Annotated in this window: 16 protein-coding genes and 2 pseudogenes; 7 read left to right on the plus strand and 11 right to left on the minus strand. The window is 36.6% G+C overall.

What is annotated here, in order from left to right; translation table 11 throughout:
• The 7 genes and pseudogenes from F6K15_RS27860 to F6K15_RS27890 form a co-directional block, all read left to right on the plus strand.
• A pseudogene (locus F6K15_RS27860) lies at positions 1-307 on the plus strand (ceramide glucosyltransferase); the annotation flags it as partial.
• A 53-nt stretch (positions 308-360) separates the two neighbouring features.
• Positions 361-636, plus strand: a complete 276-nt coding sequence (locus F6K15_RS27865) for a hypothetical protein (protein WP_293067281.1) — start codon at positions 361-363, stop codon at positions 634-636.
• A 1-nt stretch (position 637) separates the two neighbouring features.
• Positions 638-1,447, plus strand: a complete 810-nt coding sequence (locus F6K15_RS27870) for a Stf0 family sulfotransferase (RefSeq protein WP_293067284.1) — start codon at positions 638-640, stop codon at positions 1,445-1,447.
• Positions 1,448-1,645: 198 nt separating this feature from the next.
• Positions 1,646-1,927: pseudogene (locus tag F6K15_RS27875) on the plus strand (DegT/DnrJ/EryC1/StrS family aminotransferase); the annotation flags it as partial.
• A 52-nt stretch (positions 1,928-1,979) separates the two neighbouring features.
• The gene (locus tag F6K15_RS27880) at positions 1,980-2,306 is read left to right on the plus strand and encodes a hypothetical protein (protein WP_293067319.1); all 327 of its coding nucleotides are present in this window, start codon (positions 1,980-1,982) and stop codon (positions 2,304-2,306) included.
• Positions 2,307-2,359: 53 nt separating this feature from the next.
• Entirely contained in the window at positions 2,360-3,331 is a 972-nt protein-coding gene (locus F6K15_RS27885) for an L-histidine N(alpha)-methyltransferase (RefSeq protein ID WP_293067287.1), read from the plus strand.
• 238 nt (positions 3,332-3,569) lie between these two features.
• Positions 3,570-4,712, plus strand: coding sequence for a DegT/DnrJ/EryC1/StrS family aminotransferase (locus F6K15_RS27890; RefSeq protein ID WP_293067290.1), 1,143 nt, complete (start codon positions 3,570-3,572; stop codon positions 4,710-4,712).
• Between the two features lie 148 nt (positions 4,713-4,860).
• On the opposite strand, the gene F6K15_RS27895 is transcribed toward F6K15_RS27890, so the two are convergent.
• The 11 genes from F6K15_RS27895 to F6K15_RS27945 form a co-directional block, all read right to left on the minus strand.
• Positions 4,861-8,001 (minus strand): CHAT domain-containing protein, encoded by a 3,141-nt coding sequence (locus F6K15_RS27895; protein WP_293067293.1) that lies wholly within the window; start codon positions 7,999-8,001, stop codon positions 4,861-4,863.
• 467 nt (positions 8,002-8,468) lie between these two features.
• Positions 8,469-8,669, minus strand: a complete 201-nt coding sequence (locus F6K15_RS27900) for a DUF2283 domain-containing protein (RefSeq protein ID WP_293067296.1) — start codon at positions 8,667-8,669, stop codon at positions 8,469-8,471.
• Positions 8,670-8,671: 2 nt separating this feature from the next.
• Complete coding sequence (locus tag F6K15_RS27905; protein ID WP_293067298.1) at positions 8,672-8,914, minus strand: DUF4258 domain-containing protein; 243 nt, start codon at positions 8,912-8,914, stop codon at positions 8,672-8,674.
• Positions 8,915-8,975: 61 nt separating this feature from the next.
• The gene (locus tag F6K15_RS27910; RefSeq protein ID WP_293067299.1) at positions 8,976-9,293 is read right to left on the minus strand and encodes a hypothetical protein; all 318 of its coding nucleotides are present in this window, start codon (positions 9,291-9,293) and stop codon (positions 8,976-8,978) included.
• Positions 9,294-9,322: 29 nt separating this feature from the next.
• Positions 9,323-9,703: a hypothetical protein gene (locus F6K15_RS27915; protein WP_293067302.1), complete on the minus strand. Its 381-nt coding sequence runs from the start codon at positions 9,701-9,703 to the stop codon at positions 9,323-9,325.
• Positions 9,704-9,728: 25 nt separating this feature from the next.
• On the minus strand, positions 9,729-10,058 hold the full coding sequence (locus F6K15_RS27920; protein WP_293067317.1) for a papain fold toxin domain-containing protein: 330 nt from the start codon (positions 10,056-10,058) through the stop codon (positions 9,729-9,731).
• A gap of 121 nt (positions 10,059-10,179) precedes the next feature.
• A complete protein-coding gene (locus tag F6K15_RS27925) occupies positions 10,180-10,986 on the minus strand; it encodes a DUF1822 family protein (RefSeq protein WP_293067305.1) in 807 nt (268 codons plus the stop codon).
• A complete protein-coding gene (locus F6K15_RS27930) occupies positions 10,986-11,696 on the minus strand; it encodes a hypothetical protein (protein WP_293067308.1) in 711 nt (236 codons plus the stop codon). The genes F6K15_RS27925 and F6K15_RS27930 overlap by 1 nt, the downstream gene beginning before the upstream one ends.
• A 94-nt stretch (positions 11,697-11,790) precedes the next feature.
• The gene (locus F6K15_RS27935) at positions 11,791-12,555 is read right to left on the minus strand and encodes a hypothetical protein (protein ID WP_293067311.1); all 765 of its coding nucleotides are present in this window, start codon (positions 12,553-12,555) and stop codon (positions 11,791-11,793) included.
• Positions 12,556-12,985: 430 nt separating this feature from the next.
• Positions 12,986-14,491, minus strand: coding sequence for an ATP-binding protein (locus F6K15_RS27940; protein ID WP_293067314.1), 1,506 nt, complete (start codon positions 14,489-14,491; stop codon positions 12,986-12,988).
• Between the two features lie 107 nt (positions 14,492-14,598).
• Positions 14,599-16,331 (minus strand): GAF domain-containing sensor histidine kinase (locus F6K15_RS27945; protein ID WP_293067316.1); only part of this gene is annotated, 1,733 nt, incomplete at its 5' end.

Consider the following 16,331-nt stretch of genomic DNA (forward strand, 5'->3'; position numbering starts at 1 on the left):
GGCAGTACCTTTTGCTATTTTGTTCGCTGTGGCACGAATGGGAGACTTATTGGGTCTAGGAGTATTAGGGATTACAGTTGGTTTACGACTTCTGACCAGTGGGATAATTTTAAAAGAGTTGAAAGATGCCGAAGGTTTGAAAAGTCTTTACTTATTGCCTTTGCGCGATATTTTTGGTTTAATATTTTTTGCTCTAGCCTTGACTAAGCGTACAGTAGTATGGCGTGGTATTAAGTATAAATTAATTAATAATGGGAAAATGGTTCCTATCAGGAAAGAAGAGTTGAAAATTAGACCAAAAATCTAACAGTTGAGAACTTCTATAGTATTATTATATTTTACTTACAAAGGAAAATCATTATGACAGACTTTCAAACCTCATTTCTTTCTGATGTAAAATCTCTATTTTTGCAGGAACAGGAAGAAAATCTAGCTCCTTATTTGTATAGTACTCCTAATCCAGATATTGAGAACGATCCTGCCAATGGTGAAGGATGTTACCAAGAACTAATATCTCAAAATTTAAATTATTATCTTTACAAGAAGGAAATCCAATTAATTAATAATAAGGCTAGTCAAATAGTTGCTTCTGATAGAACAGAAGCTAGTTTTATAGAATTTGGTTTGAATAAATAAAATGTTTCGATCTAAAGATCTTTATCTACTGCAAATTATGATGATTAACAAAAGTTATGTTATCTGTTCAATTGGAAGGAGTGGTAGTACTTTACTAGCAAGCACTATAGATAATCTTGGTTATTGTGGTAGTCCTAGAGAGTATTTTAATCCAAATAAAGTTGCAAATCTAATGGAAAATTATGATGCTTCTGCTTTTAGAAGTTATCTTGAAGAAGTTTTGGAGAAAGGAACCACTAACGGTATTTTTGGTGTAAAAATGCACTGGGAGGACATGAGAGATTTTCTTAGTTTTACTCGAAAAAATTTAGGATATAAAAAAAAAACAGATTTAGAAATTATCAATTATTTTTTTCCTAATACTTATTTTATTTACATTAGGCGTGAAAATATACTCAAGCAAGCAATTTCCACCGAAATAGCGCAACAGTCAGGAGTCTGGAGTCAAAAGATTTCTAATAACCAGAAAAAACGGGTGCAAAGACTTTATTTTAACCCTTTAGCTATCTATCGTATTCAAGAAGGAATAAAAAGACATGAGGGAGCATGGGAAAAATTTTTTCGGAAAAACTCTCTAGATGTTTATGAGGTAGTTTATGAAAATTTCTGTCAATCAATAGAAACTACTACAATAGATATTATCAAGTTTCTTGAAATTGAGCCTTTACCCGAGCGAAATGATATTAAAGTTTCTTTGCATAAACAGTCCAATTATATAAATGATAGATGGGAAAAATACTATAATCTGATTCCTGAAAATTTACTCAAAAATTATTCTCAATTGAGAAGTAGATTAAAACAATATTTTTAAAATGGTCTAAAGGTTTAGCCTTTTATTTATAGTATAGATACTCTCTAGGATTACTTTTCAAAAATGGTATAATAGTTGATTCAAAGATGTAATTCAAAACTATAGTTGTATGATTTTATGTATTTGGGATAATAGATAGATATATAAATAAATAAGTTCTATTGAATGAAATACCAAAACTTTTAGACATTAAGGAACATGACAGTAAATCAAACAATCAAACCATTTTATTTCGATATTACAGATGATGAAATTCAACACTTCTTATCGGAGTCAGAGAAGATTTTAAGGTCTGAAAAATTAATTTTAGGGGAACATACCAAAGCATTTGAACAAGCATTCGCTGAATATGTCGGGACAAAATACGCGATCGCTGTTAATAGTGGTTCTTCAGGACTATAAATTCTATTACGCTTGAAAAAAGTGGAGGGAACAACTGTTTTAGTTCCTACTAATACTAACTTTGCTACTGTTGCTACAGTAATTCGTGCCGGGGGAAAAGTTCAATATCTGGATATGGACAAACAAACATTTGCTCCTTATATTAATCCGGGCAGTACCTTTTGCTATTTTGTTCGCTGTGGCACGAATGGGAGACTTATTGGGTCTAGGAGTATTAGGGATTACAGTTGGTTTACGACTTCTGACCAGTGGGATAATTTTAAAAGAGTTGAAAGATGCCGAAGGTTTGAAAAGTCTTTACTTATTGCCTTTGCGCGATATTTTTGGTTTAATATTTTTTGCTCTAGCCTTGACTAAGCGTACAGTAGTATGGCGTGGTATTAAGTATAAATTAATTAATAATGGGAAAATGGTTCCTATCAGGAAAGAAGAGTTGAAAATTAGACCAAAAATCTAACAGTTGAGAACTTCTATAGTATTATTATATTTTACTTACAAAGGAAAATCATTATGACAGACTTTCAAACCTCATTTCTTTCTGATGTAAAATCTCTATTTTTGCAGGAACAGGAAGAAAATCTAGCTCCTTATTTGTATAGTACTCCTAATCCAGATATTGAGAACGATCCTGCCAATGGTGAAGGATGTTACCAAGAACTAATATCTCAAAATTTAAATTATTATCTTTACAAGGAAGAAATCGAATTAATTAATAATAAAGCTAGCCAAATAGCTGCTTATGTTCCACCAGAATCTAATGTTATAGAATTTGGTCCGGGTACAGACATAGCTTTCAAAAATAAAAGTTTGCCCTTTCTTAAAGAAATTAAACAATTGAAAAGCTATGTTCCTGTAGATTTGTGTCAAACTTATCTGGATCAGAGTGAGGAAATTTTAAGCCGAGAGTTGCCAGAAATATCAGTTGAGAAAATCAATACAGACTTTATTAAAAATATCGATCTTATTAAAAACTTTACTAAACCCGTAGTTTTTTTTAAAGGAAGTACAATTACCAATCTTTCTACAAATAATTGCCTGAAATTTTTTGAAAGAATTTCACCACAACTACAACCAGATGGTATTCTAATTGTTGGTGTTGATTCAAATCAAAATGAGTTGTCATTAAAAGGGGCTTATGATGATGGAAAAATGGCAAATTTGACGCTCAGTATTTTATATTTTATCAATCGTGATTTACCAGTTTCTGGCTTCGACCCTACTGCATTTAATTATGAATTTAATTGGGTGGCTGAAACTCATTGTGTAGAACATAATGTGAGGGCAACTAAAGACCAAGATTTTATTCTAGATGGTGTTCCTATAAATATCAAGAGTGGCACAAAATTTCACTTTTTAAGTTCTTATAAATATCCAGTGGACTATTTTCAAGAGCTGGCGATAAAATCAGGGCTAAAACCCCTAGATTATTTTGTACATCAAAATGAACGTATGGTAATTCATGTTTTAGGAGTTAAAAATTAAGTTAATAAAATAATTACTACCTGACTTTTAGATGAGTTAGGTAATACCAAATCCGATTATTATTAAGTTAGTTAGTTCCTGAAAATCTTAAAAGTCGCTTTAGGTGAATATTTTGATTTTTTTGAATTGGCTAATACCAAATCGGATTGGTATAATTTAAAATTAGATTTGTTTTTATATTAATAAAATAGATACATAGGTAAGTGCTATTTAAGCTCAGATATATTAAGTAAATAAGATGACAATAAGTCAACAAATAAAACCATTTTATTTCGATATTACAGATGATGAAATTCAATATTTCTTATCAGAGTCAGAGAAAATTTTAAGAACTGGAAAATTAATTTTAGGGGAACATACCAAAGCATTTGAACAAGCATTCGCTGAATATATAGGGACAAAATATGCGATCGCTGTTAATAGCGGCTCCTCTGGACTAGAAATTCTATTACGCTTGAAAAAAGTCGAGGGAACAACTGTTTTAGTTCCTACTAATACCAACTTTGCTACTGTTGCGACAGTAATTCGTGCCGGGGGAAAAGTTCAATATCTGGATATGGACGAACAAACATTTGCTCCTTCTCTACAGATGGTACAAGAGGCAGTAGAAAAGGGTAATAATCTCCCAGAGAAGATTTCTGGAGTAATGTGGGTTCATATTGGGGGCGTCATTTCTCCAGAGTTTCCGCAAGTGGTGGAATATTGTCACCAACAGGGGTTATTTGTCCTCGAAGATACTGCTCATGCTCACGGTAGTAAAATCAATGGTGTAAGTGCTGGAAATTTGGGAGACGGTGCTGCTTTTTCATTTTTCCCGACTAAAGTAATGACAACTTGCGAGGGAGGAATGATAACTCTGAATAATGAAGAGGAAGATTATATTGCACGTTCTCTGAGAAACCAAGGGAAGCGAGGTATGGACTTTGGTGGTTTACACACAGACTTTGGTAATAGTATGCGAATTACGGAAATGAATGCTCTGCTTGGTCGGATACATTTAGCAAAATTGCCAGAGATGTTGAAAAAACGCGAGCGAGCTTATGAATTAATTACTGCACCTCTCAAAAAAGCTGGTCTATCCTTTGTATCTACAGAAAAAATGGATATCGCTAGTAATTACAAATTGATTGTTCATTTGCCAGAAGGAAAAAATGCCAAAGAAGTCAAAACAGCAATGGCAGAAGAAGAGATATTTTTAGGAGGAACAGTATATGAAATACCCTGTCACAAACAACCAGTTTTTGCAGGTATTTGTGAAGGTGAGAGTTTTCCTGGTGCCGAACGTTGGTGTCCGAATCATATTTGTCCGCCTTTGACTTCTGGGATGACGGATGCCGATGCTCAACGAGTGGGGGAAGCTTTAGTTCGATATTTGAAATAACTTTATAGTAAAATTTGTAGGTGTGTTAGCGTCAGCGTAACGCACGAAATATGTGGGATAGGTGGTGCGTTACATTTCATTTTCATGTCGCGGAGCGAAACACACTCTACAACTGGCGAGCAAGATGCTCGCACTGCTGATAACTGACTCAACTCAACCCTGCACAAATAAACGCACTCCAATACACCGGATGCTCAAACGGATGTTCTAATTTGCACATTTCCTTCAGATACTCATTCTTATCGTAATTAATGCGCTGATAAATACCATCAAGTTTCATTCTTTCCTTCTCCCACTGCTGATACTCCGCCGAATCTTTTGCACAACTATTACGTCTTAGTTCTACGTCTTTAAGTTGATTGTATACTTCCTGCAACTTCTCCCCTAACGCCTCCTCTAATTCCCGATCTAATGCCTTTTTATACTTCTTCTTCAGTTCCTTTCCAGTCAACTGCCGTAACTTTTGTTGTGCCATTTGCAATGCTAGAGAACGATTTTTTCCCTCTTTGCGCAACTGGTGATAAAAAATGGATAACAGCACAGTCGAAAGTTCTGCTACAGACCAGAGGGTACTAATTACACTTCTAGCACCAGCACACAAAAACCCCGTGTTTATGGTCATAATGTCGTCAGTGATTTTCGGAACACCCAAGTTGACTTCACAACACCCAAAGAACAATTCTTCTAAATCTGGAAAACGCCAAGCTGGAGATAACAACTGCCCTAAAGTAATTTCACCATCCGCTAGCACTAAACCAGATTTGAGATTATCTTTAAAGTTAGCAGAAGCATGATGGGTAGATAATAACCCTTGTACTTTCCCTAAAAGAGCTTTGTATTTGCTAACTGTAGCTGCATCACCTTGGAGGCGTAGTTCGTCCTTGACATTATACATTTTGGCAACTTGTTTCCCGGCAAAGCTAGTCAATGGTCTGTCTTGTATGGTATCATCTACAACACCATATTCTACTTTTGTCACTTCTGGACGTTGGGTACAAAAATCTAGCACTTGGCAACTGGCAAGGGTGCGGATACGGAAATAGTCACCTAGATATTTCTTGTCTCCTGACTCTTTGACTGGCATGGCGCTCCAGGGGAGAAAGTGTAAGTATAGATGGGGAATTAATATCAATTCTTCAATGTCTTGGAGATAAGATTTGCATAATTCCTCTAATTCTAGCTTTCTGTTTACATCTTCTAAAAATCCAGGCATCTTTTGTTCCCATTCCTGGCGGGATAAGAGGTAAGAATTAAACCAACTGTTGATAATCCAATTTTGCAGTTTTTCAATCCCCAACTCACTGTAGGTATAAACCTTAACCCCATTTTGTCGCACTACAAATAAATAGGTATTGTCGGTAGTAGTATAAAAACTCAATATCGCTGTAGTCGCTTCCTGAATCAATGCTTGAATTTTCTGAAATTTCAGTGGTTCAACTTGCCTTCCCTCTGCTATTACTCGGTCTAAACTACGGATTTTTTTATAAATTTCCTGCCTTTGAGCTTCTAATTCGGCAATGCTTTCGTTTCTAGCTTTCATGGCAGCTAGTCCCCTGGTTGCTAGTGCTAACTCTTGTCCTTCTGTATGACTGTTTCCTTGTTGTTGTTCCTGAAGTTGATTGATATGCTGTTGAATAGCGTCGTGTTTTTCTAACCATTCTTGAACTTCGGCAGGTATTTCACCTTGGAAGTAGAGATCGTTACTTGCCATCAAATCTATTAACCGTTTGGAGCGAGAACGCTCCACATATTCTAAAGCTTTTTCTATTTGATTGGTATTCACGCAAGCTTGTACTATGTTTTGGTAGACATCCATATATTCTGCGAGAATTTCTTGGCGGCGATCGTCGTCTTGTGACCAACTGCGACTGAGTTCGACTGCGGTTATAACTTTTTCGTAGGCAGCAATGGCAAGTAGCCAGTTGCCTTCCTGGAAGTGGAGGTATCCCAAGTTGTCGGTAGTTTGGAGATAGTCAATGGGATTTCCTTCTAAAGTACGAACTGACAAAGCAAGATGATATGCAGCAATAGCTTTTTCTAGATTATCGGCTTTGTCTCCTCTGATTCTGTCACTGTAGGCATTGCCTAGATTGTTTTGGGTCATTGCCCAATAATAGGGGCAGTCTTCTTTGGTAAGAACTTCCAATGCTAGATGATATGTAGCAATAGAATTTTCCAGATTCTCTGCTTTGTCTCCTCTGATTCTATCAAGGTAGGCATTGCCTAGATTGTTTTGAGTCTTTGCCCAATCCATGGGGAAGTCTTTTTGGGTACGAACTTCTAATGCCAGATGATATGCAGCAATAGCTTTTTCCAGATTCTCAGCTTTGTCTCCTCTGATTCTGTATGCTTCACCTAGATTGTTTTGAATTGTTGCCCAATCCATGGGGAAGTCTTTTTTGGTAAGAACTTCCAATACCAGATTATATGCAGCAATAGCTTTTTCCAGATTCTCAGCTTTGTCTCCTCTAATTCTTTCTGTATAAGTAACGGCTAAATTGTTTTGAGTCTTTGCCCAATCCATGAGGAAGTCTTTTTTGGTACTAACTTCCAATACCAGATGATATGCAGCAATAGCTTTTTCCAGATTATCTGCTTTGTCTCCTCTGATTCTGTTTTTGTAGGCATTGCCTAGATTGTTTTGAGTTCCTGCCCAATCTATGGGGAAGTCTTTTTGGGTACGAACTTCTAATGCCAGATGATATGCAGCAATAGCTTTTTCCAGATTATCTGCTTTGTCTCCTCTAATTCTCTCACTGTAAGTAATGGCTAGATTGTATTGAGTCGTTGCCCATTTGATGGGGAAGTCTTTTTTTGTACGAACTTCCAATGCCAGAAGATATGCAGCAATAGAATTTTCCAGATTCTCAGCTTTGTCTCCTCTGATTCTGTTACCGTAGGCAGTACCTATAGTGCTTTGAATCATTGCCCACTTTTTTGGGTTACTCTCATGGGTAAAGACTTTTAGCACCATTTCGTAACCTGCAATAACGATTTCCATGTTATTTGCTTTGTTTCCAAGCTGGAAGTCGTCGAGGCACTTGGTGAAATCCCAAATAGAGTCGGCAACAAATTCTACTGAGCCTGCTTCTGATAGTCTAGCCGTTGCCCATTGTCGTAGCACATCGGCAAAGTTATCATCAAGTTTTTCTAAGTTTGCTTGTAGGAGTGGGTAGATAACCTTGGGGTTGCCTTTGCTGTCGGCGCTTGCCACCAATACTTTGATTAAAAAGTCTAGTTGGAATACAGATTCTAAATCTAGTGAAAGCTTACCTGGTGATGTGTCCAATATCCTAGAGAACAACTTCAGGCGCAATGGCGGAAAGATTAACAATAACAATAGCATCGGCAAATATCCGAAAATGATTCCTGGGAGTTGGATAAAACTGCGCCCTAATTTCAAGAGTATTCGTTTAATACAAAAAAGTTGTTGCATAGTCGGTTAGTTGATATCTATATATATATCTGCATTTAGGGTAGAGGTTTATCCAGTGGGAGCTAGACACTGATTTGGCCACGGATATACAGATGATTTCAGTTATCAGTTGTTAGTTATCAGTACTTCCAGCGATCGCTAATTTCTATCTCACATTATCCGTGCATCTGTGGCCAAATCCTTGTCTAGCCTCTTCTTACTCTTGAGCGATCGCCCTTTTCAGTTATCATTTATCAGCAGTTTCAGCGGTTATCCGTGCATCTGTGGCCAAATCCTTGTCTTACCTCTTCTTGCTTTTGAGCGATCGCCTTTTTCAGTTATCAGTAATTTTCAAATTGTAGAACCTTCAAATCTGCTAAATTCACCCTCGTACTCAGTTGCAAAATTTCCACTCCTACAACCTTACCCTCACTATTAAAATCCAAAATAACTCCAGGTTGTACCTCCTCCGACTCAATAATTTGAGATTCATCAAGGCGAAAATATAAAGCATCAGTTTCCTTATCAATTTTTAATTTCATAATTACCTCCTAATTCTGCGGTCAAAAAAAACGGTAACAACTCGGTTGGGAGTTACCGATACATTCACTACAACCCGTAAAAAACGCCCTCCAAATTCAGGAATTGCTTTAATATAATGAGTTGTATTATCTTGCTTAACTTCATTATAGTCAGATTCCCTAACAGTTAGGTTTACCCAATATTCTGATATACCACGCTCTTCCATCACATTTTGTGCATGAAGAGAATATTCAATATTTGACACAAAAGTTTTCCTCCAAATGCCATAATAAGTATCTCATAATGTATATAAATCTTGGTCAAACTTATTCTCTTTCACTCTGGCGATCGCCCTCAATAAATTCCTCAAATAAATAAAAAAAACGCTCCAAAGCATCCCGTTCATCTTCAGAATAAAACAAAATAATATTCGCCCATGATTTCGAGGTATCAACCTTAAATTTTGCTTGAATCCATTCTTGAAAACCATCAAAACAGTAGGGCGTATTTAGAGGTTGGCCAGACTCATATTGAGCCACATTATAGCCGGATAAAAATGCTTGTAAACACATAATAGACGGCCTGCCTAAATAAACATTTGGCTTATGTTTAATTTTTTGGAGAATATCGTAAACCCGATCCATTTTTACCTCTTATAAACTTTTTCTCACTGCTATTCATTCCTAATTTGTTGTTGGTATTTCAAAGGGTCGGTACTAAGTTTTATTTTCCCCGCATACTTAGCCAAATCTACATTTTCTCCAATAAACTCTTCAAACAAATCAAAAAAACGCTCCAAAGCATCCCTTTCATCTGCCGAATAAAACAAAATAATTTTCATCCACGACTGAGTATCTGGCAAATTATATTTTGACTCTATCCACTCCTGAAACTTCTCAAAATATTCCTCTTCTTGACTCAGAGGTACACCCAATTCTCGCCTTGCAAATGTATAACCATCAAGGAAAACTTGTAGATGGTCAATTGATGGTTTTCCCAAATACAAAGCGGGTCTTTTTCTAATTTTTCTAATTAATTCATAAAATCCAATCATATTTAACCTCAAAAATAATATGTAATTAAAATTCTACTTCTGTTACTTCAAATTCACCACCTAAATCCATTGCTACACAATACAAGTTACCCAACCATACTTGTCTAGAAACTCCTTGATTATCAATATTATCAAATATTAATTCTACTCCTTTTATTTCCACAACTATTCCCTCATGGCGACCATTTGTAGCAATATTAAGCCCTAATCTATCATGGTAGATATTACCATACTTTCCTTTAGCTTTCCCCGTATAAAGTTTAACTTGCTTACCAGAAATTCCTCTAGCAATTAAAAAATCTTTAATTGCCAAGGCACAAGCTGTACATTCAAATAGCTGAAAACGACTAGCAATTTATGAAATTTGCTGACGTAGTTCATCATCAAATAAAATTTCGTTACTCATTACAGTAATAGCAACTGCTATAACAAACAACTAGAAATAGGAACTTCCGATAGAAAGTCCCTACAATTATCTAATCTAAATCTCTATCTCCTCCTCGCCAAATTTCTACTAATTTATCCATCAAATCTTCTGCTAAATCACTCAACTCAATATCCCCATTTTCATCATCCCCTTCTTTCAAATTTCCCATCAAGTTATCTGCTAATTCTCGTTTACTACTTCCCAAATATGTCGCAAACAAATTTGTAGCAGCAGCTCGCCACTCATAATTTTTTTTAGTCCGATAAATCCATTCCAACTGAGCAATAATATTAGTCAAATATTCTATTTCTAACCGTTCTTTGACTCTAGTAATAACCGGATCGACATCCGCAGAAAAAGCATTATTAGCTGATTCTAAACGTTGCAAACATTCAAACAAAACCTCTATATGTTCTAACTCATCAATTTCCACTTCTTCCGGCATTTCATCTGGTTCATCTATTGGCAAAAAACCCAATATTTTCCCAGATTGTAAACTGTCTTCTAATCGAACAAAAACATAACCGATTCTATCTTCAAGTACCTCTGGCGGTAACTCTATTTCATCCTGTTCTGGTAATACGAAACGACATTCTAATTGACCAACATTAACAATAGCCAAATCAGCCACATTATGATAATGACGGATTACCGGATTCCAAGAATCAGAAGCTTCTAAATCGGTTTTAATATCAAACATTTTGAGAAAATTATCTACAGCATAAACCACCAAAGTATTCAGATAAACTTGAGTCTTTTTTTCTTTATTAAGTTGTTGGGCTGCAAATTGTTGAGCATAATTATGAGCCTCTATAGGGATAGAAATATTCATAGTTTGATAATCTGTGGTAGTCATTATTCGCCTCCTAAAAGTTCGTTATAAATTTCCTTCAAAAGTGGCTTACATTTTCTATTGTTGTGTGCCATTAGAGCTTGATAAGGAACATTTAATTCCTTTGCTATTTCTGTAAATTTTTGCGGAGGATTTATTAATAAACGCCGTTTAGCAATTTCCCCACAAGTACATTGAGGATAATCTTTTGGATGACAACCTAATCCTTGAATTGCTGCTGATAGTTTTTCTTCAAAATCTTCTTGAATTAAAGTTTCCATCGGCTCAGGAATATTACCATCAAGAACATCTCCTAAAGTTGGTATATTTGAATCATTATTGCCACCATAAATTGGTGCATCAAGAGAAATTTCAGTCTTTTCTCTATCTAAATCCTTAATTCTGTATCTAAGGCGCAACCCATACCAATTAATCCACAATCTCAGACCATGTACAAGAGACTTTTTTCCTTCCTGAATTTGTTCAAATTCACTACATATTCTTTGAGAAAATTCTAACTGAATCTCTTGCAATAAATCTGGATACTTGGGGTGTGGGGATGTAGCCAATATTTTGCATTTTAAAATTCGGCTCCACAACGTATTAAAAGCTCTATCCCATTCCCTAGTTCCCGGAGTTTCTTTACAGAAATTTTCTATCGCTTCTCGGAGCAAATCATTATTAGATTTGTCATTACACATTTGAGTTACAGAGACATATTTTGAATTTACCATTTAAATAACTCCAACCATACCATAAATCATGTTAATTTTTTCTCCTAAAAAAACGGTTATCTGTGGGTTTAGATGCCAAACCCCATGGCTAAGATCAACCTAAATTTGATGCCTTTCCAGATAGATAAAATTGCAGAGGATAAACATCATCAAAATAAACATTAATCGGCACAAACTTAACCTTATTTTCAAACCTTTGATTATGGTTATTAATCGCCTCTTCATAATCTCGCTCTGCACGAAAAAATTGAAATTTTTTATGATAAAAATCTCTCTGACAAACTCGCAGTTGTTTTTCCCGACGTAAGTGGTTAATTCTAAACCAAAAGAAAGCAAAACTATTTTGATAGCGATCGTAACCATAAACCACACCTGCATCAGTCACAGAAGCTAAAATTGCCATCGCTATCAACAAAATTATGTCATACAATTCAGGCGGCCAGTCTTCCCCACGATAGAGAGCAACAGGATGATTAAAACCTACATTGACCAAAACAGGTTGTTGTTCCACTCTAACTCTTGCTAGGGGACGGTTACTGTCATAACAAAAAGTTCCTACTGCTATCTCACCACCATTTCTTTTCAACAGGGGTGACAATAACTGAAAATCTTGGAGTTGTGGTTGTTCGATGCGACTCCAGTTAACACTACCCGTTTTATCCATGATAATTGCTATTTTGACCGAAGGTGACTGGGGTTGATTTTGCAAAGCAGTTTTGACTTCTGCTAAAGGTTCAGATATAGTAGAGGATATGGTATAAGTGGGGATTTTGCTATCAACTTTTCCGGCACAGCTTGCCAAAAAGCTTGCCAAAATAGCCACAATAATTACATGAAGTTTTTTCATAATTACAGTCATTTTTTCCTTTAATTGTTAAGTTGATAATTTTGGGCCATGTAAAACCGAAAATTATCTGTTCTTAACTTCCCTGGCGGGAAGTCCCGCGCTCTCCCGTTGGCGGAGGATGGTGGCGGCAGCTATTAGGGGAACGTCCTATGGGAAAGCCAGGGCCTTGCGTCGGATATCTCCACAAATAAAACCTTCCTATACCCTTGACAAGCTAGGAGGTATGTATGTTATTATCAAGGTCAAAACAGGGGGAGGACATCATCTCTGTCAAAACAGCGGTCATTTTTTTTATGACTGAAGAATCCCTGGTTGTCGCGCTATGCGCAACGTCGGGAGTATGTCAATTACTTAACGATTTGAAGCGGGGATAATTTTGCAATTTTGAAAAAATTGTTTGTTGAGTCATCTGGGAGATGACTTCAGCTATTAGCCAAGGGTTTCAATCCTTGGCGATATTTGGCTTGGCGATATTTGGCGAGCCATTTGGAATATCTATTATAAATTCTGTACCTTTTCCTAGTTGAGAAATACATTGCAGTTCTCCTTTGTGCTGTTCTGTAATAATTTGGTAACTTATTGATAACCCCAGTCCAGTACCTTCACCCACAGGTTTAGTAGTGAAAAAGGGGTCGAAAACTCGTTTGCAAATATTTTCGCTCATCCCAATTCCATTGTCAGCAATACTAACTCGTACAGTTTCTGAGTCTTTCATTTCAGTAGTGATGAAAATTGTCGGATTTTTTCCCACATTCTCCGAGGTAGTTAAAACATCAATAGCATTGGTAAAAATTTCCAGAAATACTTGATTGAGTTGATTGGCGTAACAGTTTACAGGAAGCAGTTTCCCATAATTTTTAACAACAGTAATCTCTGGATAAGAGCCATTAGCTATCAGGCGATGTTGCAAAATAAGTAAAGTATTTTCTAATCCTTCATGGATATTTACCTGTTTCATTTGCGCTTCATCGAGGCGGGAGAAGTTGCGTAAACCAAGAACAATTTTACTAATACGATCGCTTCCGGTTTGCATTGAGTCCAAAAGTTTTTCTAGGTCTTGAGATAAAAACTCTAGGTCTAAGTCTTCAAGTTTCTCTTCTATGGCAGCAACGGGAACAGATAAATTTTCTTGGTAGAGGTTGATAAGTGCGAGTAGGTCGCTGACATATTCGCGAGCATAATTAATATTACCCGAAATAAAAGTAATCGGATTATTAATTTCATGGGCAATTCCTGCTATCATTTTGCCTAAGCTCGACATTTTTTCGGTTTGAATGAGTTGCAGTTGAGTTTGCTGCAAAGTTTTCAAAGTTTTGGTCAATTCTATACTTTTTTCTTCGACGGCAATAACATTCCGGTAGGCTCGTAAAGCAGAGATAGTGCTAGTAATTAATCGTTGTCTAGTTAGCTCAACCTTCGTTCTGTAGTCGTTAATTTCATAGTTGCGAATTACATACTCTTCTGGTGCTTCCCCTGGTTGACCAGTCCGCAAAATAATCTGGATGCGTCTATTATTCAGTTCCTCGCGAATATAGCGAACCAGGTTTAAACCAGCATCATTGGTTTCCATTACTACATCGAGCAGAATGAAGGCAATATCGGGATTCTCTAAAATTAACTGTTTGGCTTCCGAACCGGAAAATGCCTCCAGTAGTAAAAGAGGTCTACCATCAAAAACAAAATTTTTCAAGGCTAATTTAGTGGCTTGATGAACGGCCAAATCATCATCCACAACCATTATTTTCCAAGGCTTTATTTGTAGAGGTTGGTTGTCATCTTCTTCAACTAAAGAAATAATTTCATCATCTTCTTCAACTAAAGGAATAATTTCATCATCCTCTAGAAGAATTAATTCGTCATCTTCTACAAGCAAGATTTGCTCATCATCTTCATCCTGGACAGGAGCAGTATTGTTATTGTTCTGCTTTTTATCGTCGTGGGTTGTCATATTTTTTTTTGCACCCCAATTTACAATCACCTATTAGACATCTGGTAGAAACTAAGTTTTTGCCCAAGCATTACAAGGGTTTGAGATTGATGACCGCGACAAGTCTATTAATTAACAGAAGCAGGAATCGCGATCGTAAATTTTGTGCCTAAACCCACCTGACTATCAACTTCTATTGTACCTTGTAATTTTTGGGTTACTAAATTATAGACAATATGTAATCCCAATCCTGTTCCTCCCTTACTCCTAGCAGTGGTGAAAAATGGCTCAAAAATTTTGCCTAAATTTTCCTGTTCAATGCCACAACCATCATCACTATATTCAAGCAGTATTTTATCACTTTCTTGGCGAATTTCCAAGGTAAAATTTCCTGCTGCTTCCGCAGGATACCCATGAGTTAAGGAGTTGGTGACTAAATTGGTGACAATTTGAGCCAAGGCCCCTGGATAACTATCAATTTTAATAGTTTCGTCCCCTTCTACAGTGAGGGTATAAGATGTTTTAAGTTGGGGAGCTAAACTTAAAGCAATTTCTTTGAGGTATTCTTTGAGGTTAAAGTATCGGTGTTCGAGGTTGCTTTGGTCCGCAGCTATTTGTTTAAAGCTGTGGATCAATTCTCCAGCTCGACTCAAATTGCTCAACATCAGTTGGGTACTTTCTCCAGCTAACTCTAGATAATTATTAAGTACAGAGCGTTTCAGTTTTCCTTGAGCTATAGCTTTAGTAAAGTTTTGGGTTTCGTCTGCTAGAGTAGAAGCAATAGTGATACTCGTGCCAATTGGGGTATTGATTTCATGGGCAACTCCAGCAACTAACCCTCCCAAAGCAGCCATTTTTTCTGATTCTACAAGTTGTTTTTGAGTGGCTTTGAGGTCTTCGAGAGCTTTAGATAGTTCGGCAGTGCGCTGTTGAACTTTTTGTTCGAGGGTGTTATAGAGTTGAGCGTTTTCGATGGAGATAGCAGCTTGAGCACTCAGGAGCTTGAGAATTTCAATGTGGTTTGGGGTGAATGCTTCTGCGGTGAAGTTGTTTTCCAGATATATTAGGCCAATTAATTGGCCTTGGTTGATAATGGGAGTGCAGATGAGACTTTTGGGAGAGTTTTGAATCAAATAAGTATCCCCAGAGAAGGTAGTATTTTGGCTAATATCGTTGATTAGGAGAATTTTTTTTGTATGTTTGACTGTATTAATAATACTTAGGGGAAGAGTTTTGGCATCATCAAGATGCATGGGTAATAGGTGACAACTACTCTTCTCACATTGGGTAATAATTTCCCAACTACCAGTATTGTTTAAAATTAATGCACCTTTGTCAGCTCCTGCATTTTCGAGGACAATGTTCATTAGTTTAGATGTCAATGTATTAAATTCTATTTCCTGGGAGATGGCTTGAGATACTTTAATGATGGAGACGAGATCGAGGATATAAGGAGAGGAAGAAGAACTCCCAGTGTCAAGACTTTGGGTAGAGTTGAGGGTTTGGTCGAAGTTGAGGGGAGATTGAGTGTTTTGAAGAATAGGAGCAAGCAGTTGAGGATATTTTTGTTCTAGTTGGTCAGTCTTAGCTTTTGCTCCCCAACGAGCATAACAGTAATATGCTTCCTGCATATAAGTAGCAGCAATTTTTTCTTTCCCCCAATTCAGGTAAAATTTGGCTGCAAGTTCATTCCCTAATGCTTCTTGTTGGAGATCTTCGTTTTCTTTCCCTAGAGCAATAGCACAGTCATACAATTCTATAGCTTCTAACTTTTTTCCCCCAATTCGAGCCATTTCTGCTTCTACCAAACAACACAAATGTAGGAAATTTTCCGGACAATTCTGTGCCCAAATGGCAAGTT

Source organism: Okeania sp. SIO2B3, from assembly GCF_010672525.1.
Taxonomy (GTDB): domain Bacteria; phylum Cyanobacteriota; class Cyanobacteriia; order Cyanobacteriales; family Microcoleaceae; genus Okeania.

What these genes read in the sequence shown, in the direction of transcription:
- F6K15_RS27865 (WP_293067281.1), top strand. Translation starts at nt 361, where the DNA reads ATGACAGACTTTCAAACCTCATTTCTTTCTGATGTAAAATCTCTATTT.
- F6K15_RS27870 (WP_293067284.1), top strand. Translation starts at nt 638, where the DNA reads ATGTTTCGATCTAAAGATCTTTATCTACTGCAAATTATGATGATTAAC.
- F6K15_RS27885 (WP_293067287.1), top strand. Translation starts at nt 2,360, where the DNA reads ATGACAGACTTTCAAACCTCATTTCTTTCTGATGTAAAATCTCTATTT.
- F6K15_RS27890 (WP_293067290.1), top strand. Translation starts at nt 3,570, where the DNA reads ATGACAATAAGTCAACAAATAAAACCATTTTATTTCGATATTACAGAT.
- F6K15_RS27900 (WP_293067296.1), bottom strand. Translation starts at nt 8,669, where the DNA reads ATGAAATTAAAAATTGATAAGGAAACTGATGCTTTATATTTTCGCCTT.
- F6K15_RS27910 (WP_293067299.1), bottom strand. Translation starts at nt 9,293, where the DNA reads ATGGATCGGGTTTACGATATTCTCCAAAAAATTAAACATAAGCCAAAT.
- F6K15_RS27915 (WP_293067302.1), bottom strand. Translation starts at nt 9,703, where the DNA reads ATGATTGGATTTTATGAATTAATTAGAAAAATTAGAAAAAGACCCGCT.
- F6K15_RS27925 (WP_293067305.1), bottom strand. Translation starts at nt 10,986, where the DNA reads ATGACTACCACAGATTATCAAACTATGAATATTTCTATCCCTATAGAG.
- F6K15_RS27930 (WP_293067308.1), bottom strand. Translation starts at nt 11,696, where the DNA reads ATGGTAAATTCAAAATATGTCTCTGTAACTCAAATGTGTAATGACAAA.
- F6K15_RS27935 (WP_293067311.1), bottom strand. Translation starts at nt 12,555, where the DNA reads ATGACTGTAATTATGAAAAAACTTCATGTAATTATTGTGGCTATTTTG.
- F6K15_RS27940 (WP_293067314.1), bottom strand. Translation starts at nt 14,491, where the DNA reads ATGACAACCCACGACGATAAAAAGCAGAACAATAACAATACTGCTCCT.